Source organism: Glycocaulis sp., from assembly GCF_051859565.1.
Classification (GTDB): domain Bacteria; phylum Pseudomonadota; class Alphaproteobacteria; order Caulobacterales; family Maricaulaceae; genus Glycocaulis.
In genome coordinates this window covers 212,240-237,300 of record NZ_JBHYFK010000001.1, presented here as the reverse complement: position 1 = coordinate 237,300, position 25,061 = coordinate 212,240, and the positions used below count along the sequence as shown (strand labels likewise).

The 25,061-nt window shown below is 64.5% G+C and carries 19 protein-coding genes; 10 read left to right on the top strand and 9 right to left on the bottom strand.

The window, feature by feature from the left end; translation table 11 throughout:
* Positions 1–36: 36 nt before the first annotated feature.
* The 5 genes from ACTIGC_RS01120 to ACTIGC_RS01100 form a co-directional block, all read right to left on the bottom strand.
* A complete protein-coding gene (locus tag ACTIGC_RS01120) occupies positions 37–882 on the bottom strand; it encodes an EamA family transporter (RefSeq protein ID WP_439632656.1) in 846 nt (281 codons plus the stop codon).
* On the bottom strand, positions 882–2,039 hold the full coding sequence (gene ftsY / locus ACTIGC_RS01115; protein WP_439632655.1) for a signal recognition particle-docking protein FtsY: 1,158 nt from the start codon (positions 2,037–2,039) through the stop codon (positions 882–884). The genes ACTIGC_RS01120 and ftsY overlap by 1 nt, the downstream gene beginning before the upstream one ends.
* Positions 2,036–3,343 (bottom strand): tRNA (N(6)-L-threonylcarbamoyladenosine(37)-C(2))-methylthiotransferase MtaB, encoded by a 1,308-nt coding sequence (mtaB, locus tag ACTIGC_RS01110; protein ID WP_439632927.1) that lies wholly within the window; start codon positions 3,341–3,343, stop codon positions 2,036–2,038. The genes ftsY and mtaB overlap by 4 nt, the downstream gene beginning before the upstream one ends.
* An 85-nt stretch (positions 3,344–3,428) precedes the next feature.
* The gene (locus ACTIGC_RS01105; protein WP_439632654.1) at positions 3,429–6,623 is read right to left on the bottom strand and encodes an efflux RND transporter permease subunit; all 3,195 of its coding nucleotides are present in this window, start codon (positions 6,621–6,623) and stop codon (positions 3,429–3,431) included.
* Positions 6,620–7,774 (bottom strand): efflux RND transporter periplasmic adaptor subunit, encoded by a 1,155-nt coding sequence (locus ACTIGC_RS01100; RefSeq protein ID WP_439632653.1) that lies wholly within the window; start codon positions 7,772–7,774, stop codon positions 6,620–6,622. The genes ACTIGC_RS01105 and ACTIGC_RS01100 overlap by 4 nt, the downstream gene beginning before the upstream one ends.
* Positions 7,775–8,051: 277 nt before the next feature.
* Between ACTIGC_RS01100 and ACTIGC_RS01095 the strand changes: the two genes are divergently transcribed.
* Positions 8,052–9,752 carry an autotransporter assembly complex protein TamA gene (locus ACTIGC_RS01095; RefSeq protein ID WP_439632652.1) on the top strand — a complete coding sequence of 567 codons (1,701 nt, stop codon included), beginning with the start codon at positions 8,052–8,054 and terminating at the stop codon, positions 9,750–9,752.
* Complete coding sequence (locus ACTIGC_RS01090; protein WP_439632651.1) at positions 9,752–13,876, top strand: translocation/assembly module TamB domain-containing protein; 4,125 nt, start codon at positions 9,752–9,754, stop codon at positions 13,874–13,876. The genes ACTIGC_RS01095 and ACTIGC_RS01090 overlap by 1 nt, the downstream gene beginning before the upstream one ends.
* Positions 13,877–13,894: 18 nt before the next feature.
* On the opposite strand, the gene ACTIGC_RS01085 is transcribed toward ACTIGC_RS01090, so the two are convergent.
* A complete protein-coding gene (locus ACTIGC_RS01085) occupies positions 13,895–15,040 on the bottom strand; it encodes a hypothetical protein (RefSeq protein WP_439632650.1) in 1,146 nt (381 codons plus the stop codon).
* A 310-nt stretch (positions 15,041–15,350) separates the two neighbouring features.
* On the opposite strand from ACTIGC_RS01085, the gene ACTIGC_RS01080 reads away from it, so the two are divergent.
* The 5 genes from ACTIGC_RS01080 (at position 15,351) to ACTIGC_RS01060 (ending at position 21,295) form a co-directional block, all read left to right on the top strand.
* Entirely contained in the window at positions 15,351–15,917 is a 567-nt protein-coding gene (locus ACTIGC_RS01080; protein ID WP_439632649.1) for a TetR/AcrR family transcriptional regulator, read from the top strand.
* Positions 15,914–17,008, top strand: a complete 1,095-nt coding sequence (locus ACTIGC_RS01075; RefSeq protein WP_439632648.1) for an efflux RND transporter periplasmic adaptor subunit — start codon at positions 15,914–15,916, stop codon at positions 17,006–17,008. Before ACTIGC_RS01080 ends, ACTIGC_RS01075 begins: the two co-directional genes overlap by 4 nt.
* A gap of 25 nt (positions 17,009–17,033) precedes the next feature.
* Positions 17,034–20,147, top strand: coding sequence for an efflux RND transporter permease subunit (locus ACTIGC_RS01070; protein ID WP_439632647.1), 3,114 nt, complete (start codon positions 17,034–17,036; stop codon positions 20,145–20,147).
* A gap of 55 nt (positions 20,148–20,202) precedes the next feature.
* Positions 20,203–21,003, top strand: coding sequence for a hypothetical protein (locus tag ACTIGC_RS01065; RefSeq protein WP_439632646.1), 801 nt, complete (start codon positions 20,203–20,205; stop codon positions 21,001–21,003).
* A 73-nt stretch (positions 21,004–21,076) separates the two neighbouring features.
* Positions 21,077–21,295, top strand: coding sequence for a hypothetical protein (locus ACTIGC_RS01060; RefSeq protein ID WP_439632645.1), 219 nt, complete (start codon positions 21,077–21,079; stop codon positions 21,293–21,295).
* Between the two features lie 10 nt (positions 21,296–21,305).
* Here ACTIGC_RS01060 and ACTIGC_RS01055 read toward each other — a convergent pair whose 3' ends face one another.
* From ACTIGC_RS01055 to ACTIGC_RS01045, 3 genes are all read right to left on the bottom strand, one after another.
* Complete coding sequence (locus ACTIGC_RS01055) at positions 21,306–22,166, bottom strand: DUF1295 domain-containing protein (RefSeq protein ID WP_439632644.1); 861 nt, start codon at positions 22,164–22,166, stop codon at positions 21,306–21,308.
* A gap of 79 nt (positions 22,167–22,245) precedes the next feature.
* Positions 22,246–22,659, bottom strand: a complete 414-nt coding sequence (locus tag ACTIGC_RS01050; protein ID WP_127565165.1) for a DUF6691 family protein — start codon at positions 22,657–22,659, stop codon at positions 22,246–22,248.
* Positions 22,660–22,669: 10 nt separating this feature from the next.
* Entirely contained in the window at positions 22,670–23,107 is a 438-nt protein-coding gene (locus ACTIGC_RS01045) for a YeeE/YedE family protein (protein ID WP_439632643.1), read from the bottom strand.
* Between the two features lie 141 nt (positions 23,108–23,248).
* On the opposite strand from ACTIGC_RS01045, the gene ACTIGC_RS01040 reads away from it, so the two are divergent.
* From ACTIGC_RS01040 to ACTIGC_RS01030, 3 genes are all read left to right on the top strand, one after another.
* Positions 23,249–23,593: a metalloregulator ArsR/SmtB family transcription factor gene (locus ACTIGC_RS01040; protein WP_439632642.1), complete on the top strand. Its 345-nt coding sequence runs from the start codon at positions 23,249–23,251 to the stop codon at positions 23,591–23,593.
* On the top strand, positions 23,590–24,462 hold the full coding sequence (locus ACTIGC_RS01035; protein ID WP_439632641.1) for an MBL fold metallo-hydrolase: 873 nt from the start codon (positions 23,590–23,592) through the stop codon (positions 24,460–24,462). The genes ACTIGC_RS01040 and ACTIGC_RS01035 overlap by 4 nt, the downstream gene beginning before the upstream one ends.
* Positions 24,463–24,621: 159 nt before the next feature.
* On the top strand, positions 24,622–25,053 hold the full coding sequence (locus tag ACTIGC_RS01030; protein ID WP_439632640.1) for a TIGR01244 family sulfur transferase: 432 nt from the start codon (positions 24,622–24,624) through the stop codon (positions 25,051–25,053).
* Positions 25,054–25,061: the final 8 nt, after the last annotated feature.

Sequence of the window (25,061 nt, the reverse complement as noted above, 5' to 3'; positions counted from 1 at the left end):
CCTGATTACGCAAGCCTTGGCCAGCCGGATTGGTAGCTAGCCCAGCTGCAACAGTGCCAGACCGCCTGCGAGGATGAGGGCCAGCACGCCTCTACGCAGGCCAAAGGGTTCTTTCAGCACGAGGGCCGCCAGAACCGCGCCGAACACGATGGAGGTTTCGCGCAAAGCCGCCATCGGTGCCACGGGCGCGACAGAATAGGCGTAGAGGGCGAGCGTGTAGGTGGCGAGATTGAAGACCATGCTTTTGGCGGAGCCGGGAAGCTCCTGCAGCGCAGCTGTCATGATGCGCGGTCCACGCCGGGCAATGGCCGTTACCGACATCGTTACGGCAGAGAGCAGGAAGAACCAGACCGCATAGAGGATCGGATCACCGGCAGCGCGCACGCCCGATGCGTCGACCACCGTATAGCCCGCCGTCATCACGGCGGCTGACAGCGCAAAGCCCAGCGCCGCCGCCTTGGGCACGCCGTTTTTCTCCGGCCAGGCGAAAGCGACGATGGCGCCAGAGGCCGTGGCAAGACTGATAATGGCAATGAGGCTCAGCGTCTCATCGAGAAAGAAAAAGGCGAACAGCCCCGCCATGGCGGGCGCGGCCCCGCGCATCACCGGGTAGACCAGATTCATCTCGCCGCGCTGGAAGGCGGCGATGAGGAACATGTTGAACGCCCAGATGATGGCGGCACCCAGGAGCAGGAAGCGCCATACCTCCCACTCAGGAAAGGGCAGGATAATCGCCAGCGGCAGGCAGACCGGCACGCACAGCACGATCGTTACCGCGCGGAAGACCAGCGTGTCCTTTGCCTGCTTGGTGAACAGCGTCATCACCGAATGCGCCATGGCCGAGCCGATCATGGCAAGCGCGGCCAGCGCTGTTGGCTCCATCAGGCCTCAAGCCCCGCGAGCGCCCGCGCGAAATCACGCGCGATGAAGGGCTGGAGATCGTCCTCTCCCTCGCCCACGCCGATGAAATGGATGGGCAGGGCGAATTTCTCGGCCACCTGCACCAGCGCGCCGCCTTTCGCTGTCCCATCCAGCTTGGTCATCACGAGCCCCGTGACTTTTGCCGCTTCCATGAAGGCTTCGGCCTGCGAGATGGCGTTGGAGCCGACCGTGCCGTCCAGCACCAGCACGACATGATGGGGCGCCGCCTCGTCCACCTTGGCGATCACGCGCAGGATCTTGCGCAGCTCCTCCATCAGCTCGGCCTTGTTCTGTAGGCGGCCTGCCGTGTCGATGAGGACGGCGTCGGCGCCAATGCGCCGACCTTCCTGCACGGCATCATAGGCAAGGCCCGCCGCGTCCGCCCCGTGGGGCCGGGAGAGGAAGTGCGCGCCTGCGCGCTTTGACCAGACTTCCAGCTGCTCCACCGCCGCTGCGCGGAAGGTGTCTCCCGCTGCGGTGATGATATTCGCGCCCTCGCGCGTCATCTTCACCGCCAGCTTGCCGAGCGTCGTCGTCTTGCCGGACCCGTTGACGCCCACGAAGAGCAGGACTTGCGGGGCGGAGCCGGAAATATCGAGCGGGGCCTGAAAGGGTTCCAGCGTCTCGGTGATGACATCGGCCAGCGCCTGACGGATTTCGGTGTCGGTAACGTCCTTGTCGAAGCGGTCCTTTGCCAGCCGGTCGATCACCTTGGCGGCTGTGGCGGCGCCGAGATCAGCCGCGATCAGCAATTCCTCCAGCTCGTCCAGCGCCTCGCTGTCCAGCTTGCGCTTTGTGAACACGCCAGACAGCTGGGCGGAGGATTTGGAGAGGCCGGATGAGAGCCGCTTGAAGAAACCTTCAGGCTTGGCCGGAACCGGCGCGGCAGGCGGCGCTTCGGGTTCGGGTGCTGGCGCCGGCGCGGGCGCGGGCTCCATCGCCGGATCGGGTACCGGCGTCAGCGCATCACCCTGTACGGGACCGGCAACCGGCGCAGGTGTCTCCCCCACCGGGGCCGGGGCAGGCGCGTCAGACTGCTCTGCCGGAGCTTCGGCAGGCTGTTCCGGCGCGGCCTCTTCGGGCTTGCTCTTCTTCTTGCCAAAGCCGAACCAGTTCATACCGCCTCCAGCGCGTCTGCGATGAGATGGGTGCCGTCATGGCCCGTAATGGCCGCGCGCACCAGCGCGCCGGGCCGGGCCGGGCTCTCCATGCGGGCGGGCGCGAAATTACCCGCGCGCGCCAGACCGTCTTTCTCAACCAGCAGCACCTCTTCGCGCCCCACCATGGAGGTGAGATGCGCGGCGAGCGCTGCCTCACCCTTTTCGCGCAAGGTGCGCGCGCGCTCCTTGATGATAGTGCCATCGACCTGCGGCATGCGCGCAGCTGGCGTGCCGGGGCGGGGCGAATAGGGAAAGACGTGCAGGTAAGCCAGCTGGCACTCATCCACGAGGCGCAGAGAGTTTTCAAACATCTCATCGGTCTCGGTCGGGAAACCGGCGATGAGGTCTGCCCCGAACGCGATGTCAGGGCGAAGGGCTTTGAGCCTGTCGGTCAGCGCGATGGCATCGGCGCGCAAATGACGGCGCTTCATGCGTTTCAGGATCATGTCATCGCCCGCCTGCAAGGACAGGTGCAGATAGGGGCAGAAACGCTCCTCGCTGGCGATCACGTCCATCAGATCATCATCGATCTCGATGGCATCGATGGAGGACAGGCGCAGGCGTTTCAGGTCCGGCACCAGTTTGAGCACCGCCTTTACGAGGCGGCCAAGCTTTGGCGTGCCGGGCAGATCATTGCCCCAGCTGGTCATATCGACGCCAGTAAGCACGACTTCGGTATGGCCGGTCTCGACAAGGCGGCGCACCTGATCGACCACATCGCCTACAGGCGCCGAGCGCGCATTGCCGCGACCGTAAGGGATGATGCAGAAAGTACAGCGATGATCGCAACCCGTCTGCACCTGCACATAGGCGCGCGCGCGGCCCTCCAGCCCGTCCACCAGATGCCCGGCGATCTCCTTGACCGCCATGATGTCACCGACCGAGACGGTCTCGCCGCCGGAGATGGCGCTGGCGCGGAAGGTATCGCTTTTCAGCTTTTCTGCGTTGCCGATGACCCGGTCCACTTCCGGCATGGCGGCAAAGCGCTTCGGGTCAATCTGGGCGGCGCAGCCCGTCACGATCATTTGTGCGGACGGGTTGTCGCGCTTCATGCGGCGTATCGTCTGGCGGGCCTGACGCACGGCCTCGTTCGTCACCGCGCAGGTATTGATGATGATCGCGCCGGAAAGCCCTGCCTCGCGCGCATGATCGCGCATGACCTCGCTTTCCCAGGCGTTGAGACGGCAGCCGAAGGTGACAATCTCCACGCCTTCGGCCCCGCCCTCACGGGCGGGTGCTGCCGGATCGGCAGGCTCAAGCATCGCGTTATCGGGGCCGGGGGCGCTCATGGCCGGGATAAGTGAGCCTCGAGAGGCCACGGGTCAAGCCGGGCAGTGCGCGCGCAGCCTATTCGGCCGGTTCGGCGTGGGGCTGGACCGCACGCACTTTTACCCCGCGCAGATCCTCCACAATCAGCACATAGGCGGGCAGGAGCAGCAGGATGAGCGCCGAAGCGAACATTAGGCCGATGCCAAGTGAAATGGTCATCGGCACCAGGAATTGCGCCTGCGGGCTGGTCTCCAGCATGATGGGGAGGAGGCCAAAAGCGGTGGTCAGCGTGGTGATGAGGATGGGCCGGAAGCGCCGGGAGGTGGCCTCCGAAATCGCTTCTGCAGGTGTGTAGCCGCGCGCGACATTCATGTTGTAGCGGTCCATCAGCACGATTGACGCGTTCACGACCACGCCGGAGAGCGCCACCATCCCGAACAGGGACGGGAAGGAGACATCATAACCCATCAGGAAATGGCCGAAAATCGCGCCGCCCACGCCAAAGGGAATGGCGATCAGGATGACCAGCGGCTGGACATAGCTGCCCAGCTGTGTCGCCAGAAGGGCGTACATGATGATGATGGCAAAGAGGAAGCCCTGCCCGATGGAGGCAAAATCCTCGGCCTGATCGCGGCCCGCACCGGAGAGCTCCCAGCGCAGTTGGGGAAACTGCGATACAAGGTCTGCAAGCAGCCGGTTTTCAACGATGGCGCGCGCATCGTCCGGCGTGAGGATGGAGCGGTCCACATCCGCCGTCACCTCGATCACGCGGCGGCCATCGACCGAATTGATCGAGGTCAGCGAGCGTGTCTCGGTCATGCTGGCGGCCACGCTCAAGGGTATGGCCGTGCCATCGGCGGTGCGTACCCGGAATTGCGAGAGGTCATCAAGGCTGGTGCGCTCGCCTTGCGGGTAGCGCACGAAGACGCGCACTTCCTCGCTGCCGCGCTGGATGCGCTGGATTTCCTCGCCAAAGAAGGCCTGGCGGGCCTGACGGGCAATGTCGGAGGCCCGCAAACCGGCCGCATCGCCTGCCGGGGTCAGCGCAAAATCCAGCTGGCGCTTGCCGAGCTCGTAGCCGCTATCAATACCGCTCAAGGCCTCAACATCGCGCAGGCCCGCCACCAGCCGGTTCACGGCGCGCTCCAGCTCGTCATTATCCGGATGGGAGAGCTGGTAGGCGATGTCGGGGTTTTGCGGACCGGCAGAGGCGGTGAAGGTCAGGCGTTCGACCCCTGCCAGCTGGCCGATGCGGGTGCGCCATTCACGCTCCAGCTGGGTTGACGACAGGCGGCGCTGGGAGGACGGGGTCAGGCGTATCTCGATCTGGGCCAGATGCGATGCCAGCGATGTTGAACTGACGGAGCCGGGTCCGCCAAACAGGCTGGTGCGCCCGCCAATGACAGCCGAAACAGACTCAAATACGGGTTCGCCGCGCTCTGCGTATTCGGCCTGCATGGCTTCGGCCTCGTCCAGCATGCGCGTGGCGGCCGCGCGCGTCGCCTCGAAGGGCGCACCTGTCGGCAAGGCAAGGCTGGCGGTGATGGAATCGGCCTCGATGTTCGGGAAGAACACAAAGCGCACCGTGCCCGTGCCCAGCAAGGTGAAACAGGCGATCAGGATGCAGAATCCCGCCACGGCAACGAGATAGCGCATGCGGCCCGCAAAGCGCGTCCAGCCGCGCAAGACGTTATCGGCAAAGCCGGCCACATAGCCGTCCACCCAGGTCTGGATCGAGCGCATGGGCCCGCGTGACCAGGTGGACCCGCCCGCCAGCTGGGTCGGCAGCACGAAGAAGGCGACGATCAGCGAGACGACCAGGATGGAAATCACCAGAATCGGGATCGGCCGGGTGATCTCGCCAAACGTCCCCGTGATGAAAACCAGCGGCCCGAACGCGGCAACCGTTGTCAGCACGCCGACCAACACGGGCGCAGCCACGCCGGTGACGCCCGCAATGGCCGCGTCCTTGTTGGAGCGGCCCTTCATGCGTTCCCGGTCGGTGTTTTCGCCCACCACAATGGCAGCATCGACCACGATGCCGAGCACGATGATAAGTCCGAACGTGGTGATGAAGTTGAGCGTTACCCCGGCTGCGCCAAACAGGGTGAAACCGCCGAGAAACGCGATCGGCACGCCCAGCGCCACCCAGAAGGCAAGACGCAGATCGAGAAGCAGCACCAGCAGCAGGAATACGAGGGTAAAACCCAGAATCGCGTTGCGTGCCAGCAATGATACGCGGTCGCGGAAAACCTGGCTCTGATCGCTGGCCACGCTCAAGGATATGCCCGGCGGCAGGACCGCGCTCTCGACATAATCAATGGCACGTGCCCGGACGCGCAAAAGGTCCTCATTGCCGCGCAGCTGCACATCGACAAGGGCGGCCGGCCGGCCATTGAACAGGCTGATGAGCGGGTCTTCGGCAAATCCGTCCGTGACTGTCGCCACGTCACGTACCCGGATGCGCGATCCATCGGGAAGGGCGCGCAGGATGATCTCTTCAAACGCTTCGCCCGTCTCGGCGCGCGCATTGGTGCGCAAGAGGAACTCGCCTGCACCTGTGCGTATCTGACCGCCGGACAGGTCGATGGATGCAGCGCGCAAGGCCTGGGCGACATCGCCAAAGGTGAGGCCATAGGCGCGCAACGCCTCCTCGGAAACGGAGATGGCGATTTCGTAGGGACGCACCCCGCGCAGTTGCACGGTGGAGATGCCGTTGACCGCCATCAGATCACGCTCGACCTGCTCCGCGGCGCGCCTGAGGGTTCCTTCATCCACCGCGCCGGTCAGAACCAGGGTGAGGACCGTGGTCGTTGGCTGGGGGATGCGTATCTGGGGCTGCTCGGCATCGGCGGGCGGGAAGCTCACCAGCGAGTCGACGGCCGTCTGCACATCGTCGCGTACAATGCGCGGATTGGCGAACTCGCTGATCTCGATGGTGACGGTGCCAACATTCTCTGATGCGGTGGCACGCACCTCACGCACACCATCAAGGCCGATCACGGCCTCTTCCACGCGCCGCGTGATGGACTGTTCGACATCTTCCGGTGTCGCCCCCGGATAGAGTACCGACACGATGATGGTGCGCGGCGTGAAAGCCGGGAAAACCTCGGTGCGCATGGTGGCCGCGCTGATCGCCCCGCTGAGCAGGAGCAGGATCATCACCAGATTGGCCGCTACCGGATTGTCGGCAAACCAGCGGATCAGGCCCGCGCCGGGCAGGCCGTGATCGGCTGGCGTGTCAGGCGAACCGGAAGGGCGCGCGCCGCTCAATTCTCACGCTCCGCGATAATGGTGACGGGCCCGCCAAGTACCGATTCCGGCAGGGGCGAGACGATAACACCTTCACCGGCGTCGAACGGCGCGGCAATCACTCTGTCGCCGGAACGGTCAAGCACGGTGATCGTCACAGGAACGATCCGGCCATCGCGGACGGTACGCACCTCTGACAGTCCGGCGAGCGCGGAGGCCGGAAGGCTGAGCGCTTCAGCCATGGTAGCGCCTTCTATGGCGACATTGGCAAACAGACCCGGCCGCAGGGTTTCAGGATCATCCGGGAGAATGAAGACCGTGATCAGGCGCGACCTGTCATCCAGCCGCGCGCCTTCGCGCACGATCGTACCCGTCATGCCGGGCGCCGCACCGGCCTCGAAGGTCAGCGTAACCGGGCGCCCCTGCGCGGGCGAAATCCTCGCCAGCTCCTCCGGGCTCAGAGGGACGGCGATCTCCAGCGCATCAATGGCGTAGACCTCACCATAGGGCTGGCCGGCGCCGAGCGTCTGGCCCAGCTCTATGCGCGCTTCAGCAATACGCCCGTCAAACGGCAGGCGAAGGCGTGTCCGGTCGAGATTGAGGCGGGCCTGCTCCAGATCCGCGCGCGCAGACGTGACACGCGCACGGGCGGCCTCCAGCTGCGGTTCGAGCGCTGTCAGGGGTGCAATGGGCTGGCCGGGATAGAGTGCCTCCCATTCCTCTCTGGCAAGCCCGGCCTCGGCCTCGAGGCGCTGGAGGGCACTTTGCGCATCGGCATAGGCAGCACCGGCCCGGTCAACCGCAAGGCGGTAATTGCGCGGATCGATGACCGCCAGCGTTTCACCAGCCTCGAACCGCGCGCCCTGACGCACCGAGTCGGAGACCTCCACCACCTGCCCGCCGACCTCAGGTGTCAGGCTGACCAGCGCCCTGGCACGCACTGTCCCGGTCGTGCGTACCTGCACGGTGTGCGAGGCCGCGCGCGGGCGCACGATCTCGACGGGCGCCGCCGTTACCTGAGCACCATTGCCATTGGATGCGCCACCGGAACTGCCCGCCGCCAGCCAGGCCGTCAAGGCAAGAGAGAAGATGATGATCCCGAGGATGATGGCCAGCTGCACCCAGCCCAGCCAACCGCGCTCTTCGCGAACATCCTGCCTGTCTTGGTCCATGGTGACTGTCTGCCCCTCGCCGGTGAGGCCTAACCTAGCGCCTTTACTGCATTTGCACAGTGGGCGCGTCGCCGCACAAACATGAAATTCCGGTTAGCTTTTTAAGCCCGTGCGCCATTGGTGACCGGCTGCAACCCGTAGTGACGCCCGCACCTTGAAGCCATATGGTGAATGGTGCTGGGATGGGGCGAAACGGAATGATGAATTGAGAGCAGTCTTTCCCATACGGCGGCACATTCTTCTTGCAGCCAGCGCGCTTTTCCTGGCCGGCGCCCCGGTGTCGGCGGTGCCGCTGGCGCGCGTGGAAGGCGTGGAAGACCCGGCGCTGGATGCCGCCATAGCGCGCATTGTCGGCGAAGCCCCGGCCCATACGGACAATCGCTGGCGCAACCGGGAACGCGCACGTGATGCGGGCGAGCAGATCCGGCGCTACCTGGATTCGCAAGGTTATTTTGCGGCCCTGATTGATCCGCGCCTTGATGACGACCAGCGTCCGCTGGTGCGCGTGCGCCCGGGTGAACGCTTCACCATCGCTACGCTCGGCATCTTCTTTGACACGCCTGAAGGCAGCGCGCAGCCAGGAGAGGAAATCCGGTCAGCGGTGGCCTTGCGCACCGGGCAGGCCATGCGCTCGCAGGATATCATTGATGCGGAAGCCGCTGTTGTGGAAGCGCTGCGCAATAATGGCTGGCCTCTGGCGCGCGCCGGAGAACATGCGTTCACGGCAGACCATCTTGATGCGTCGGTTACGGTGGAAATGCGCTTCGATACCGGCCCGTTCCTGCGCTTTGGTGATCCGCAGCTGGCCGGTGGCCTGGCCGATCTGCGCGAGGACTATGTGGCCAGCCTGGCGCCTTTCAGCCCCGGTGACCCGGTCAGCACCCGCCAGCTCAACATCTACACCCAGCGCCTGCAAGCACTGGGCAGCGTGGCACTGGCCGAGGCCCGGCTGGCCCCGGAAGAGGAAGGGGCGGGCAATATACGCGCCGTTGATGTGCGTATGGAGCCGACGCCTCGCCACCGCATCCAGCTTTCAGCGCGCTATGCCACGACGGAAGGCGCAGGGGCGGGGGTCGAATGGGCACGCCGCAACCTGTTCCGGCGGGACGAGACACTGACGCTGATCGGGCGCGCATCCGAGCTCAATACGGGCGGCGAGGCGAGCCTGCTCTTTCCCCATTGGCGCCGGTTTGCGCAGACGCTGGAAGTCGGCGCCGGACTGGCGCTGGAAAATACCGACGCCTTTGAGCAGGACTCGATCAGCGCGCGCGCTACCCTGTCACGCCCTGTTACCGAACAGCTTTTCGCGTCGGCAGGCCTGTCCGGGCAGATCGCCCGGATTACCGACGCAGCGGGCGAACGCACGCTGAACTCGATCACCTTCCCGCTCAGCCTTGCCTATGATGACCGCGACGATGTGCTGGATCCGCAATCGGGTATCGGCGCTGATATGGAAATCCGGCCCGGCCTGACGTTTGGCGATACGCAAAGCCAGTATGTGCGCGCCGTTCTGGGGGCACGCACATATTTCCCGGTGAGCGAGCGCATGCTGATTGCCGTGCGTGGACGGGTGGGGGCGCTGTTTGGCGTTGATGCGCAGTCCGTGCCCGCCGATCTGCGGTTCTATGCCGGCGGCGGCGGCTCTGTGCGCGGGTATGGCTATCAGGCCCTATCACCGCGGGTCATCGGCATAAATACCGGAGAACTGGAACCGTTTGGCGGACGCTCTCTGGTGGAAACCAGCATCGAGGCACGCTGGCGGTACTCGGAGCGGCTCGGATTTGTCGGTTTTCTGGATGGCGGTGTGGCAAGCGGTGGTATCGAGCCAGATTTTGACGAGATGCGCTTCGGCATCGGAGCGGGGGTGCGCTATTATCCCGGCTTTGGCCCGTTGCGGGTGGATGTCGCTGCGCCGCTGAACCGGCGCTCCGGCGATGCCTCCATTCACCTCTATATCAGTATCGGGCAGGCCTTCTGATGTCTGCGGTCTCATCCTCACGCATACGGCTGATTGCCCTGATCCTGGCCTGGACGCTCGGGATACTGACGCTGCTGACGGTCGTCACGGCGGGCATCGCGGTCGTCACCCTGACCGGCCAGACGGGCCGTGACCTGGTTGTCCGGCTGGCCGATGGCCGTCAGGTGGCAGGTTATGGACGGCTCTCCATTTCGGGGCTTGAGGGCAATCTGTTTGACCGTCTCACTGCCAGACGCATCACCCTGTCTGATGAAGAGGGCGTCTGGCTCGAGCTGGAAGAGGCCGTGTTTGAATGGACGCCTGCCTCCCTGCTGGCCAACACGCTCGATATTGCCGAGCTGTCTGTGCAGCGCGCCAACATATTGCGCCTGCCAGCGAGGGGGGAGCAGGCGCCCGGCGGAGGCGGGCTGCCCGACCTCGCAGTAAATCTTGCGCGCTTTGAGATTAACGCGCTTTCCCTCGCTGAAGGAGTGGCCGGGGATGCGGCTGTCATTTCGGTGCTGGGGCGCGCGCGCGGACAGGGCGTCCAGTGGAATGCGCAGCTGGACGCCGACCGGATTGATGCGCCCGGCGACCGGGTGTCGCTATCGCTGGTCACGGACGGCGATATCAGCTTGCGCGCAGACATTGATGCCGCGCCGGGCGGGCCTCTGGCGGCTCTGTTGCAGGCGCCCGAACAGGGTGCTACCGCGCGGCTGAGCGCAGAGGGCACACCGCAGGCCGGTGGCGGCGATCTGGTCTTTTTCATCGGCGATGCGCGCGCGGGCGCCAGCACGCTGAGCTGGTCCGGTGCCATGCTTTCAGCTCAGGGGCAGCTGAACGCCCGCGCCTGGGAAAATTTCGAGCCGATCGACACGCTGATCGGTGGCGCGCTGGAGTTCGCCCTGCAGCTGCCGCTCGGCGAAGCGGGTGTGACCGCGCCTCAGCTGGACGCAGTCTCCGGCGAGGTGCGCGCGCCGCGCCTGTCACTGACAGCAGCGCGCCGGGCAGACGGCATCGCCGTGCAAGTCCGCGAGGCGGCGGGCCTGGTAAACGCGCTGCTGCCCGAGACCATGCAGTTCGCATCCCTGGCGGCTGACGGCATCCTCATACCGGCCAGTGAGGGTAGTCCGCTTGTGTTTGAAGGCCGGATTGGCGCTGAAGGCATCACGCTTCCCATCGGCAATATCGCCCGCGCAACAGGCCCGGTGCGCGTGGAGGGCCCTCTGGACACGATACGCGTGGATGCATCCCTGCAGACCCGCTCCAGCGCTCTGGAGCCGGACATTCTGCAGACATTGGCCGGGGCCGAACCTTCGCTGGAGGCCGGACTTGTCTGGGACAGTGAGCAGCGCGAGCTGGAAATCGTGTCCGCACGGCTGGAGGGCGCCTCCGCCCTGGTGCTGACGGCCAGCGGCCGTGTGGACACGGCGCGCGAACGCATTGCCCTGTCGCTGCGCTATGACGGGCTGGCCATTGAACGCCTGACCGAACAATTGTCCGGGCGCGCCTCGGGCACCGCCGATCTGGCGCTGGGCTTTGACGGGACGGGCCAGTTCTCGGCGAGCGGCAGGGCGCAGAGCCTGGGACGCGAGCTGGGCACGCGTATCGGCGGGGAAGCGCGCTTCAGTGCACGCGGGGAGCGGCGCGCGGACGGTGCCATAGCGCTGGAAGCACTGGACATTGAAGCCCCCAATCTGGTGGCTGAAGCGCAAGGCAGCTCCGACGAACAGGGCTGGGACATAGCCGGACAGGCCGCATGGTCTGGCGGCGCGCCGCTGGCGGCCATGGTGCTGGAGGGCACGGCGAGCCTCGCCTTTGAAGCGCGTGACCGCAATGACACGCTGCGCATCCGCGCCGACATGACCGCGCCGCGCGCCGGCGCCGGCCCGGTCGTGGTGGAGAATGCGCGGCTGCGCCTTGAGGGCGAAGGGCCCCCCGATGCCTTTGACGGCGCATGGCGGCTGACCGGCGCCACGGGCACGGGCCCCGTCGATATTGGAGGCCGGGCATCACGCGAGGGCGAGCGGGCCGATCTGAGCGGTATCGAAGGCCGGTTTGGCGGGTTCAATTTCACCGGGGGGCTGCAGGCCGAAGGCAGCCGTGTGGGCGGTGCGCTGCGCGCGATGCCTGTCAACGGCTTCGGGTCGGCAGCGATCGCCTTCCGGCTTGCCGACGGCCATCTTTCCGCGCGGATCCGGGCCGAGGACATGGTGGGCGAAAACCTGACCTATCTCGACAGGCTGGAGTTTGATGCCGAAGGCCCTGTGGACAATATCGGCTTCACGCTGGAGGCCGAAGGCGCGTACGGCGCACGTGCGCTTGTGTCCGTCAATGGGCGGGTGGCATCAGGCGAGGATGGGACCGCGCTCGGGTTTTCCCTCATCGGCCGCTATGGCGGTGTACGTATCGCCACGCGCGAGGCCGCCGATTTCCGCTTCGGGCCAGATGGCACGCGGGCACGCCTTTCGCTGGGGCTGAACAGGGGCACGCTCGACGCGCGTGTGGACACCAGCAATGACAATATTGAGGTGGCGCTGGAGGCCGCCAACATTCCCGCCGCGCTGGCCAGCTATCCATCCGGGCGCGAGCCTGTGGGCGGCACCATGTCGGGCAATCTCGCCCTGTCTCAGGCGGACGGTGCCTGGACCGGCACCATGCGGCTTGAGGCCGAAGGCATCTCCCCGCCCGAGAGCCAGCGGCCCGACGGCGCCGACATCACCCTGAACGGCACCCTGACCATGATACTCAACGAGGCCGGGGCACAGCTGGAGGCGCGGGCACGCGGATCGGACCTGCAGGCAACGGCCAGTATACAGCTGCTCTCAGGGCCCGTTACCAGCCCTGACAGGCTGACCGCGCCGGAGACGGGACTGGCAGGCGCCGCAAGGGTAACAGGCGAGATAGGCACGCTGGCCGCGTTCCGGCTCGCCGAAGGCCAGAGCCTCTCAGGGACAGCCCGTCTGGAAGCGGTGCTCGGCGGCAGTGTAGGCGCACCGGACCTTGATGGCACCCTCGTGCTTGAAGACGGCCGTTTTGATGACCCGGCAATCGGCATTTCTGTCCAGAACCTGCGCCTCGACGCACGCTTCGCCGAGGACGGGCTGGAGATAGATAGCTTGCGGGCGCAAAGCGCCGAAGGCGGGGAACTGACCGGCAATGGCAGTTTCAGCCTGGCCGGTGCCCGCCTTCAGGGCGAGGCGGCGCTGCGGTTCACCGACTTCCTGATTATCGAGCGCCCCGATCTCACCGTCGTGGGCGGGGGCAATGTGGACATTGGTGTGGGCGATAACCGCATCGAGATCAGCGGTGAGACCCGGATTGCACGCGCCGAGGTGCGCCCGCCTGAGGCCAGCCGTCCGTCCATCCCCCTGGTGGAGGTAGTACACGTCAATGCCGCTGGCGCCCGCGATGACTTCGCAGACCTTCGCCGGGGGCCGGACATCGTCCTAGACTACCGCATCCGGGCGCCGGGGCGCATCTTTGTACGCGGCCCGCAATTTGACTCTGAATGGTCGATGGATGTGACGGCGCGCGGCCCCACCAACGCGATAAGCCTGCGGGGCCGGGCAACCCTGCTGCGCGGGCGCGCAGACCTGCTGGGCCGTCCCTTCGAAATGCGCTCCGGCTCGGTCGTCTTCGCCGGTGACCCGATGAACGCAGCGATCAATCTGGTGGCCGCCCGGCAGGCCCGGGATATCACAGCGGAAATACGCGTAGGCGGTGTGGTAAGCGCGCCGGAAATCACGCTGGCCTCGACCCCCAGCCTGCCGCAGGACGAGATTGCAGCACGGCTCCTGTTCGATCAGGGCGCCGGGCAGCTCAGCGGTGTGCAGGCCGCCCAGCTGGCTGGCGCGGTGGCCAGCATGTCATCGGGGGGCGGGTTCGATCCGTTCGGAGCGCTGCGCAGCGGGCTGGGCCTCGACCAGCTCTCGGTCAGCTCCAGCCGGACGGGCGAAACGGTCGTTGCAGGCGGGCGCTATCTCACCGAGGACGTTTATCTGGAGGTGGAGACGGGCGGCGGATCGGCGAGTGCCACAACCCGCATTGAATGGGCGCTGACCCAGAACCTGACCCTCTTGTCACGCATTGCGCCGGACGGCGATACCGGCGTCGCCCTGACCTGGCGGCGCGAATACGACTGACGCGCGCATCGCGCCGTATCAGGGTGCGCCGCGAGCCCGCATGGTCGGGCCGGTTTCGGCAGACAGAGGGTCCGGCGTATCGGCAAGCCGGGTTTGTGCCTCTGCCGATCCGAAAATCTGCTGGCGTATGTCGGGCATTGAGCCCGTCGCCATGAAGGGCAGGGCCAGCGCCATCGCGACGGACACCGCAAGGCCAATACCGGCCCGGCCAATATCGGTCGCCACGTCGAACATGGCCTCGCCCTTGGAGCGCAGGGAAGCGACATAGGTGATCGCGATCTCGCGGCCAGCCAGAAGCCCGAGGAACACCCAGGTCGTGCTCATGGGCACATCGTTGAGTTCCTTGAAAAACAGCAGGATGAACGCGTAGATCAGGTCGACAAAGGTGGCCGAGCGCGGGTCCACAGTATTTGTCTTTGTAAGGACTATTTTTTGTATCTCGCCGCCGCGCGTGGCAAAAATGATGCCGTGCAGGGCAACCATCAGCAGTGTCGCAAACACGACAAGGCCCAGTGAGAACGTGACCTGTACCGAGCCGTCGGCAGTGATAACGGTCTCGCGCGGCAGGAAGATGAAGATATTGGCCAGGTCCTGCATCAGCCATTGCGACCACAGGAAGGCAGTGGAGCACCATTGGGCGATGAACCAGGCCGGCGAGATGGGCTGGCCGCGCGTGCGTGCGACCCAGCGCTCAAAAAAGCGGGCCACCACGAGAAATACCACCGCACCTGCCGCGAAAGCGACGACATAGCCAGCAAAGCTTTTCAGCAGCATGGAACCCAGCACGCCTTCGGTCGAGGCGCCGCCGGTAAGCGTAAAAATCGTCAGCACAAGGAATGTTGTCGAAACCGGGATGCCAAAACGCGTCAGCACGAGCAGGACCAGAGGCGGCAGCACATGCCACCACTGAATTCCCAGCTCCGGATAGGGAATGCGGTTGAGGCGGCCGAAGGCAATATCGCCGTCATAGGCGAACCAGCCATAGATCATCACGGCCACAATGATGGAGGAGGCAAACGCCCAGAGCAGCAGCCAGGGGCGCTTGGCATTCGAAGACAGGAAGGTCCCCAGCGTCTGGATGACGTCATTGGCGACAATCGCATAGGAGGCAAACAGGAATCCGGCGAGCGCGAGAAGCGGCACGCCGAGAATGACCATATCCATGCAACAGAGCCTTTGCTGGACCGAACCTGTTCAGGGCGCCCCTTATCCCGTTTCGTTCATCAGTGCAAAGAAAAGCGCCTGCCGGGCGGCCTTCGGCGCTGAATCTTCATCGAACCGTCACATTTCATGACCTGCCCGGCGCCAGGAACAAATTTTCATCGCCACCTCTTGAACGGCCGTGTTGAACGCGCTATTTCGTCAAAACCGTCCAGACGGTATAGATGCGCTGCACAATTAGCTCCCCCGGCCTCGTTGCACTGCAGCATACCGTCTGGACGGACCCCGCCGTCAGGCCTTGTGAGTACACATCATGCCGAAAACTGCCGCCAAGGAAGCCCGTGCCTCTGCCCGCGACGTCATTCTTGACGCCGCCGAGCGCGTGGTGGAACGCGAAGGGGCAGGCCGGCTGACCATTGACGCGGTGGTACGCGAAAGCGGGTTTTCCAAGGGCGGCGTACTGTACAACTTCCCATCCAAGCTGGACCTCATCAAGGGCATGGTGGCGCGCATCGTCGATGCCGTGCACTGCGATGTGGAAATGGCCCGCAAGGATGCGCGCGAGCAGGGGCAGTCCGAGCTTTCGGCACTGATCCGCACGGCCTGCGAGAAAGAGCCCCACAGCCAGAAATTCATGATGGGCCTGCTGGCCGCCGCTGCCGAGCATCCTGAATTGCTGGACCCGGTACGCGGGCTGATGACACAGATGCGCGATGATCTGCTTGCCAACGCTGCCGATCCCGACCTTGCCCGCATCGTCTTCCTGGCGGTGGATGGGCTGCATTTTGCCGATCTGCTCGGCATGGACTTTCTTTCCCCTGATGAACGGGCCCGCGTAGAGGCCCGGCTGGTCGATCTCATTTCGGAGCCCAAGTCATGATGACGCGCTACCTCCTCCCCGCTGCCGCGCTGGTTTCCGCTGCCCTGCTGGCGGCGTGCTCTGATGTCGCGGCCACCCCTGAAGAAACGCTGCGCACCGCGCGCATCGAGACGGTTGCGGCGCCCACCGGCCTTGCCCGGCGGGAGTTCGTCGGCCGTGTCGAGGCCCGCTATAGTGTGGATCTGGCCTTTCAGGTCTCTGGCCGGCTGGCCGAATTTGCCATTCCCGAAGGCCAGATGGTGCAAGAAGGCACGCTGATCGCCAGGCTGGAAGACCAGGATTACGAGCGAGCCTTGCGCGAGGCGCGAGTCCAGCTGCAGCAGGCACGCACGAATCTTGACCGCCAGCAGACACTGCATGAGCGCGGCATCGCCTCCGACGCAGCGCTGGAAGATGCCCGCACCGCGTTCGAACTGCGCTCGGTGGCGCTTGATACGATGCGTCAGAACCTCTCCTACGCCACTATTGAAGCCCCGTTTACTGGGCTTATGAGCCGCAGGCTGGTTGATAATTTCACCACGCTGAACGCCGGCCAGCCGGTGGCTCGCCTGCAGGACCTGTCGGAGCTGCGCGTTGCGATCGCCGTGCCCGAAAGCCTGATCGCGACGCTTGAGCGGCCGGACAGCTACGCGATCTCGGCCCGTTTCCCGTTTATGGCCGACCGCGAATTTCCTCTGGAATTCCGTGAGCTTATCGCGGAGCCTGACGCCGCATCCCAGACCTACAAGGTGATGTTCGCGCTGCCCGAAAATCTGCCCGGCAACATATTGCCCGGCATGACGGTGAATGTGCGTGTTCAACTCGATCAGGAATCCCTGCCTGGTGGCGATGCGGTGCGCATTCCGGTAACCGCGCTGGCGGCTCTGCCAGAAGGCGGTTTTCAGGTCTGGGTGTTCGATCCGGACACCAGCGAGGTCAGCGCCCGGCCGGTGCGCACGCGCGGCGTGGAGGGTAATAGTGCGCTGGTGCTGGAAGGCGTTCAGGCAGGCGAACAGATCGTGACCGCCGGCGTCAATGCGCTGCGCGAAGGCATGCGCGTACGGCCCATGGCCGCTTCAGGTGCGATGGCCGCCAACGGCGCTGCCCGCTAGTCTATAAACCGGCAGGACTGTTATCATGACGGACACTTCCCAGCAGGCGCCGGCCGAGCCCGCGCGCACCGATGATGCCTTCAATCTGGCGCGCATTTCCATTGAAAAACCTGTCATCAGCTGGCTGATCATCCTGGCCTGCCTGCTGGGCGGGCTGTGGGGCTTCAACACGGTCGGCCAGCTGGAAGACCCTGACTTCACCATCAAGGAAGCCATCATCTTCACCGCCTATCCCGGCGCCACCGCCGAAGAGGTGGAGGCCGAGGTGACCGAGCTTCTCGAAGCGGCCATCCAGCAGATGGGCCAGCTGGACCGCGTCACGTCAAAGTCCATGCCGGGCATGTCGGAGATTCAGGTCTCGATCCGTGATGACATTCTGGGCCATCAGCTGCCACAGGTCTGGGACGAGTTGAGAAAGCGGGTGCGTGACGCCTCGGCCGGCCTGCCGCCAGGTGTGGCTGATCCACAAGTGATTGACGATTTCGCCGACGTATACGGCATTCTCTACGCGGTAACGGCTCCGGGCTATTCGGACCGGGAGTGGCGCGACATGGCGCGCAATCTGCGCCGCGAGCTGCTGGTGGTGCGGGGTGTGTCGCGGGTTGAGGTCGCAGGCCTTCCCGACGAGCGGATCTATATAGAGATCGCGCAGGAACAGCTTGCCCGGCTGGGCCTGCCCTTTGACGCGGTCCTGCAGGCAGTGAGCAACGAAAACGCCGTGGTACAGGCTGGCGAGACGCCCGCAGGCGACCGTCTCTTGCGCGTGACGGTACCCCAGCGGGTTGACGGGGTTCAGGCGCTGGAAAACATCCTGATCAATCCGCGCGCGGCTGGCGGCGTATTGCGCCTGTCCGACATTGCTACCGTAAGGCGTGAACCCCTCGAGCGGGAAAGCTTCTACGCCTATCATAATGGCGAGCGGGTATTCACGCTGGGCATTGCCGCCCTGCCGGACGCCAATATTGTCGATGTTGGCCACCGGGTGGAGGAGCGCCTGCGCCAGCTAGAGGCGGACCTTCCCGTCGGCGTCGAGCTCAGCCCGATCTACGAACAGCACGTGGTGGTCAATGAGGCCATTGGCGGCTTTCTGGTCAATCTCGCCATGTCGCTGGGCATCGTGATCGTGATGCTGTGCGTGTTCATGGGGTGGCGCGCCGGGGTGACCGTGGGGGCCACCCTGCTCCTGACCGTGCTTGGTACGCTGTTCTTCATGTCGGTGTTCGACATCACCATGCAGCGCATCTCGCTGGGTGCGCTCATCATCGCCATGGGCATGCTGGTCGACAATGCGATCGTCGTTACCGAGAGCATGCAGATTGACGTGCAGCGCGGCGTACGCCGCCAGATCGCCGCGGAGCGGGCGGTGAAGACCACGCAATTCCCGCTGCTGGGCGCGACCATTATCGGCATCATGGCGTTTTCGGGCATGGGCCTGTCACAGGACTCCACCGGCGAGTTCATGTTCTCCATGTTCGCCGTGATCGGCATATCACTGGGACTGTCCTGGCTTCTGGCCATCACAGTGTCGCCGATGATCGCCTATTCGCTGTTCAAGTCCGAACGCGGATCCAAGCCCAACCCCTATGGCGGGCGGACCTATTCGGCCTACCGGGCCATCCTCACCGGGGCGCTGCGCCGCCGCTGGCTGACGCTGATGGCGCTTGTCACCATCACATTGGCCAGCTTCTGGGGTTTCGGCTTCGTACGGGCCGCCTTCTTCCCGGACTCCGATACCCCGCTATTCTACATCAATATTGAACTTCCTCAGGGCACGGACATTCTTGCAACCGACCGGGCCGTGCGCGAGGCCGCCGGATTTGCGCTTGTCCAGCCGGAAACCGACGGCGTGACCACCTTCGTGGGGCGCGGCGGCACGCGCTTCATGCTCACCTATTCTTCCGAACAGCCCAATACCGCCTATGGCCAGCTGGTGGTGCGCGCGCATTCCACCGACGTGATACCTGCCCTGTCGGAACGCATCGTCAATCATGTGCGCGAGACACTGCCCGAGGCAGATGTGCGCGGCGAGCGCATCGTGTTCGGTCCCCCCGCAGGTGCCCGTCTGGAAGCGCGCTTCTCCGGTCCTGATGCCGAAGTATTGCGGGCGCTGGGCGAACAGGCCGTGGCGGGCCTGAACGACACCGGCACGCTCGCCGATGTGCGTCATACCTGGCGCAACCGCGAACTGATGCTGGAGCCTGTCATTTCCACCGACCGTGCCCGCGCGACCGGCGTCACACGTGAGGATATCGGCGAAGCCCTGCAATTTGCCACGGAAGGCACCCGGGTGGGCCTCTACCGCGAAGGCGATCTTCTGATCCCGATCATTGCGCGCGCGCCGCTAACCGAGCGGGAGAATCCGTCCGCCCTTGAGGACCGGCTGATCTGGAGTCCGTCCCAGAATAGCTATGTGCCGATCACGCAGGCAGTGGAGCGCTTCGAGCTGGTGGCGCGCGACACACTGATCCGGCGGCGCGACCGGGTACGTACGCTGACAGTGCAGGCCAATCCGCCCGAAGGCGAGACGGCCGCCTCAGCCTTTTCGCGCTTTTCCGGCGTGATCAATTCGATCGATCTGCCGCGCGGCTATTCGGTGGAATGGGGCGGGGAGATCGAAGCCAATCAGGAGGCGAACGAGTCGCTGGGTCAGGTGCTCCCGCTGAGCCTCATCGTCATGCTGGTCGTCAGCTTCCTCCTGTTCCAGAAGGTGCGCCAGCCGCTCATCATCTGGGCCATCGTGCCGATGAGCATTTGCGGGGTCACGGCCGGGTTGCTGATTACCAATATCGCCTTCTCCTTCACGGCATTACTGGGCTTTCTGTCGCTCTCTGGCATGCTGATCAAGAACGCCATCGTGCTGGTGGACGAGCTTGATCAGCGCATCGCCAACGGTGATGAACCGTTCGACGCGGTGCGCGAAGGCTCGGTAAGCCGCCTGCGCCCGGTTTTCCTGGCTTCGGCGACGACCATACTGGGCATGATGCCGCTGGTTGCCGACGCGTTCTTCCAGGGCATGGCGGTCACGATCATTGGCGGGCTGGCCTTTGCCACGGTTCTCACCCTGGTGGCTGCGCCGGTGCTCTACGCCCTGTTCTTCGGCATACGCGCACCAAAACCAGCGCCCGCGCTGAAAGGTTAACGTGTCATAAACGCAATCAGCGCGAGATGGCAGGGAAGCCGGAAGGATTCCCGCCATGCTGATTACCAGCCGCGATCGTCTCGAGCCCCTTTCAGGGGAGCACGCCTATGCCCTGCGGTTCACGCTGCCGGTCAATCGCGACACGCGTCAGGACGAGGCTCTGGCCGAGCACATAGACAGTTTTGTCCGGCTTTACCTTACCCGGTTTGACGCCCGCTCGACGCGTGCGGCGCGCACGGGCCCGCTGCGCTGGATGCTCGTCTCCGGCTCGCAGAGAATGGCCGAGATGGAAAAAGTGCGGGCCGAGCTGGAAGTGACCCTGTTCGGTTCGAGCCCCGCCGATTCGCGCGGACAGGCCGTACTGGTGGAAATCCCGGTCGATCCCGAGACAGAAGAATATATTCCCGCAGCCGCTGGCGATCTGGGCGGGTCTGATCTGTCCGCCGCTCCCGCAGCCGGGCCTGAGACCGCCATGAGCGCCTCACTGCAAGAGGAACTGGCCGCCTTCCGCGCCGATATGCGCGAGATCGCATCAAGCCTTCACGGCATGGATCTCGGTAGCACGCTGGATACGTTCCGCGCTGACCTTGATGGTCTGGCCCGGCGCATGGAATCGGGCATTTCCGAAGCGGCCGGCCGGGTTGAAGGAGCCGCCGAGCGGATAGACCTTGCCACCGCCCGCCTGCCCGATGCCGACCGGCTGGAGCTGGCCCTGACGCGCAATGATGCGTCTGCGGCTCTTATCACCAACGGTCTGCAGGAAAGCCTGAAACTGCTGCTAAAGGCGGTGGAGGGGCTGGAACGCCAGAGCACCGGGTCCAGACTGCTGGACACGCAAGGGCGGCACGCGGCCTGATCGCAATTTTCCCCTTCAACATTACGGCGAAGTAATGTTAGCCTTCCCGTGAATGGGGTCTGGGGAGGCAACCATGCGCATTGTTTTCGGTCTGATCGCAGCCATCATCATCTGCGCCGGCTGGGCGGTATGCCCGGTAGAGCTGCGCGATCACATGGCCCGGACAGTAATACCGGACGCGGAAACGGTCGAAGACATGCGCGCAGGCACGGAAATCATCGCCGCGGCGCTGGCCATACGCGCGCCGGACTTAAGCGATGAGAGCGGCGAAAGCAGGCGCCAGGGGCACTGACGCCAGACCTTCAGACCGCGCTGTCATATTCAGTCGTGTCATCCTCATCGTCGATCACCGGCTCATCGCTGGCGCGCGCCTTTGGCGGCCAGGGGAAGACGGCGCTGGTGCGCGTGGCATAGTCCGCATAGCCCGGACGCGAGGTCTTCATGCCCTTCTCCAGCAGCGGCACGCCTGACCAGCGCAGGAGGGTGAAGGTCAGGAAGGCCGGGCCAATGAAGGACCAGAAGCCAAGAGCGGTTTCGGCCGCAATCAGCCAGATACCCCACCAGGCGCACATCTCGCCAAAATAATTGGGATGGCGCGACCAGGCCCACAGGCCCTGATCCATGACCTTGCCCTTGTTGGCGGGGTTTTCCTTGAAGACCGAAAGCTGCCAGTCGGCAATGGCCTCATAGGCGATGCCAAAGACCGCCAGCGCAAAGCCCAGAAGGGCGACAATGCCAAATCCCACCGGCACGGCGCTGATCTGGCCGAGCTGCACAGGCAGGCAGACAACGAACAGCAATATGGCCTGCGGACCGAAGACAGCCAGGCCCGTCGCCTTGTCATAATCCCAGCCACGCTTGTCCTGCAGCCGGCCAATGAGGGCCTTATAGCGCCGGTCCGGCCCTTCGCGGCCCCAGCGATGGAAGAGGTGCAGGCCGAGGCGCATGCCCCAGGCGATGGTCAGGCCTGCCAGCACCAGCTTGCGCTCCAGCCAGCCATCACCGGCCATGATGAAGGTCGTCAGCGCCAGTATGACCATGCCGAATGCCCAGAAAGCATCGACAAAGCTGGGGTCCTTGATTTTGCGGCTCCACAGCCACAACCCCGCGAACACGGCGGCAATCACCAGAAAATTGACGATCAGGATAATGGCTAGAGGCATGGGCGTCCTCGCGGGCACAGCTGGCTTTCAAAAGGAAACCTAGCGTGCGCCGCGAGGAAGGGCGAGAGGGGGCTAGTAATTAATCGCGTACCAGCCAGCGCCAGCCTGCCATGCCCGCCAGCATGGCCGCAGTAAACAGCAGTGCTGGCAGCGCGCCCGTGCCGAGAGCGGTCAAAGCCGGTCCGGGGCAGAAGCCCACCAACCCCCAGCCTACGCCGAACATGGCTGCGCCGCCGATAAGGCGGGCATCCAGCTTCGTCGCCGTCGGGACGTTGAAGCGCTCGGCAAAGAGCGGGGCCGGACGTTTGAGGACGAAGCGGTAGCCGATAAAGACGGTACCGGCGGCGCCCGCCATCACGAAGGCAAGGCTGGGATCCCACTGGCCTGCAATATCCAGAAAGTTCAGCACCTTGGCCGGATTGACCATGCCAGAGACGATAAGGCCCAGCCCGAAAACAAGACCGGCACCCAGGGCAGAAAGAACAGCTTTCATCGGTCTGATCCTATACAAGATGTCTGGTGACAAAGACGGTGAGCAGCGCCGCGGCCATGAAGACGCCGGTCGCCACGGCAGAACGCGGTGACAGCCGGGCCAGCCCGCATACGCCGTGGCCAGACGTGCAGCCCGAACCGATCTGCGTGCCCACGCCCACGATCAGCCCGGCGACAATCAGAAGCGGCCAGCTATCGGTGACGGCCACTTCCGGCATAGTCCCCGTCGCCGCAAACCAGAGGGCAGGCGCGGCAACAAGGCCCGCGACGAATGCCAGCCGCCAGAAACGGTCCAGGCCATTGAACGGTGCCGGGCCGAGCAGCCCGCCGACTATGCCTGCGATACCGGCGATGCGGCCATTGAGCGCCATCAGCATCACCGCTGACAGCCCGATCAGAACCCCGCCCGCGAGTGCGGAAAGGGGCGTGAAGGCGGTAGGTGCGTCCATTTTCCCTGTCGTCCTTTTATTGGGGCGGCGAGATGTCACCACCCCACACTTGTCATTTATCAAAAATGATATATATGTGATGACAAGGCAAGCCCCGGCGTGATATTTTTCTCCGACAGGGGCATGGATAGGGAGCCAGGCATGCAGGCAGGTCTTGATCTGGAGATGGTGCGCGCCCGCGCCGATGAAGTGGCAGGGCTGTTAAAGCTGCTCTCCCACCCCAACCGGCTGCTGGTGACGTGCGAGCTGGCCGATGGCGAGCTCTCCGTATCCGAGATCGAGGCGCGTACCGGCGTTGCCCAGCCCAATCTATCGCGTGATCTGGCGCGGCTGCGAGCGGAAGGCATTGTCTCCACGCGCCGTCAGTCCAAACAGATATTCTATTCCCTCAAAGACCCCCGCATCCTCGCCGTGATGCGCGCCCTGTGTGACGCGTTCGCACCGGCAGGCGATGCGGCCCAAACCCCGCAGAAGGAAACTGTATGATGACCGCTATTCCTGACGTGAAAGCCTTTTTCGACGAGCCGACCAACACGGTCAGCTATGTCGTCTCCGACCCGGCCACCAAGAAGGCGGCGATTGTCGACTCGGTGCTCGATTATGATCCGAAATCCGGGCGCACCTCGCGCGACAGCGCCGATGCCATCATCGCCTATGTGAAGGAACAGGGCTTTGAAGTGGAGTGGCTTTTGGAAACCCATGTCCATGCCGATCATCTCTCCGCTGCCCCCTATCTGAAAGAGAAGGTGGGCGGGACCCTCGCCATCGGCTCCTATATCCGCACCGTGCAGGACGTGTTCGGCAAGATCTTCAATGCGGGCACCGAATTCCAGCGCGATGGTTCCCAGTTCGACCGGCTGGTCGAGGATGGCGACACATTCAAGCTGGGCGGAATTGATGTGCAGGCCATACACACGCCCGGCCATACACCCGCCTGCATGACCTATGTCATCGGGGACGCGGCCTTTGTCGGCGACACGCTGTTCATGCCGGACTATGGCACGGCGCGCTGTGACTTCCCCGGCGGCCATGCCGGTACGCTTTACCGCTCGATCCAGAAGATCTATGCGCTCCCTGACGAGACACGCATGTTCCTGTGCCATGACTACAAGGCACCGGGGCGCGACACGTTTGAATGGGAGACCAGCGTGGGCGAACAGAAGCGCGCCAACATCCATGTTCACGAGGGTGTTTCAGAGGAAGAATTCGTGAAGATGCGCAACGAGCGCGACGCGACGCTGGCCATGCCCACCCTGATCCTGCCGAGCGTGCAGGTGAATATGCGCGCCGGGCACATGCCGCCAGCGGAGGATAACGGCACGACCTATCTGAAAATCCCGGTGGATGCGCTTTAGGCGTCTTTTCCTCCCCCGTTTACGGGGGAGGTGTCAGCGCAGCTGACGGAGGGGGGAAACTTTTCTTTTCACCCCCCCTCGGTCCTTCGGACCACTCCCCCCGTAAACGGGGGGAGAAACCACCTCTCCGCACCGCTCACCCCTTCCAAGGACACTCCCATGCCCCATAAAACCCTCACGCCCACGGTTTCGGTTGCAGGCCAGCTGAGCGCAGACGACATCCGTGATCTGGCCGGACAAGGCTTCACCGATGTGATCTGCAACCGGCCTGATGGTGAGGAGCCGGGCCAGCCGCCTCTGTCCGAGCTGCAGGCGGCAGCGAAAGAGGCGGGCATAGCCTTCCACCACATTCCCGTCTCCGGCGGACAGTTCCCTGAAAGTGCCATCTCCGCCTTTGCAGATGCGCTTGAGGGCGCGGATGGCAAGGTGATGGCCTATTGCCGGTCCGGCACGCGTTCGACCTGCCTGTGGGCGCTCTCGCAGGCGCGCAAGAGTGAACCGGCGAGCCTCATCGAGGCGGGCGCGCGCGCTGGCTATGATCTTGCCCCGCTGGCTCCGGCGCTTGCCGCGCGCCATGGCGACAACGCGTAAGGACCGGC

Coding starts and splice junctions, on each gene's coding strand:
- ftsY (WP_439632655.1), bottom strand. CDS start 2,039: ATGAACTGGTTCGGCTTTGGCAAGAAGAAGAGCAAGCCCGAAGAGGCC.
- ACTIGC_RS01035 (WP_439632641.1), top strand. CDS start 23,590: ATGATGACCGCTATTCCTGACGTGAAAGCCTTTTTCGACGAGCCGACC.
- ACTIGC_RS01055 (WP_439632644.1), bottom strand. CDS start 22,166: ATGCCTCTAGCCATTATCCTGATCGTCAATTTTCTGGTGATTGCCGCC.
- ACTIGC_RS01075 (WP_439632648.1), top strand. CDS start 15,914: ATGATGACGCGCTACCTCCTCCCCGCTGCCGCGCTGGTTTCCGCTGCC.
- ACTIGC_RS01050 (WP_127565165.1), bottom strand. CDS start 22,659: ATGAAAGCTGTTCTTTCTGCCCTGGGTGCCGGTCTTGTTTTCGGGCTG.
- ACTIGC_RS01120 (WP_439632656.1), bottom strand. CDS start 882: ATGGAGCCAACAGCGCTGGCCGCGCTTGCCATGATCGGCTCGGCCATG.
- ACTIGC_RS01040 (WP_439632642.1), top strand. CDS start 23,249: ATGCAGGCAGGTCTTGATCTGGAGATGGTGCGCGCCCGCGCCGATGAA.
- ACTIGC_RS01030 (WP_439632640.1), top strand. CDS start 24,622: ATGCCCCATAAAACCCTCACGCCCACGGTTTCGGTTGCAGGCCAGCTG.
- ACTIGC_RS01100 (WP_439632653.1), bottom strand. CDS start 7,774: ATGGACCAAGACAGGCAGGATGTTCGCGAAGAGCGCGGTTGGCTGGGC.
- ACTIGC_RS01085 (WP_439632650.1), bottom strand. CDS start 15,040: ATGGATATGGTCATTCTCGGCGTGCCGCTTCTCGCGCTCGCCGGATTC.
- mtaB (WP_439632927.1), bottom strand. CDS start 3,343: ATGCTTGAGCCTGCCGATCCGGCAGCACCCGCCCGTGAGGGCGGGGCC.
- ACTIGC_RS01070 (WP_439632647.1), top strand. CDS start 17,034: ATGACGGACACTTCCCAGCAGGCGCCGGCCGAGCCCGCGCGCACCGAT.
- ACTIGC_RS01080 (WP_439632649.1), top strand. CDS start 15,351: ATGCCGAAAACTGCCGCCAAGGAAGCCCGTGCCTCTGCCCGCGACGTC.
- ACTIGC_RS01090 (WP_439632651.1), top strand. CDS start 9,752: ATGTCTGCGGTCTCATCCTCACGCATACGGCTGATTGCCCTGATCCTG.
- ACTIGC_RS01045 (WP_439632643.1), bottom strand. CDS start 23,107: ATGGACGCACCTACCGCCTTCACGCCCCTTTCCGCACTCGCGGGCGGG.
- ACTIGC_RS01060 (WP_439632645.1), top strand. CDS start 21,077: ATGCGCATTGTTTTCGGTCTGATCGCAGCCATCATCATCTGCGCCGGC.
- ACTIGC_RS01065 (WP_439632646.1), top strand. CDS start 20,203: ATGCTGATTACCAGCCGCGATCGTCTCGAGCCCCTTTCAGGGGAGCAC.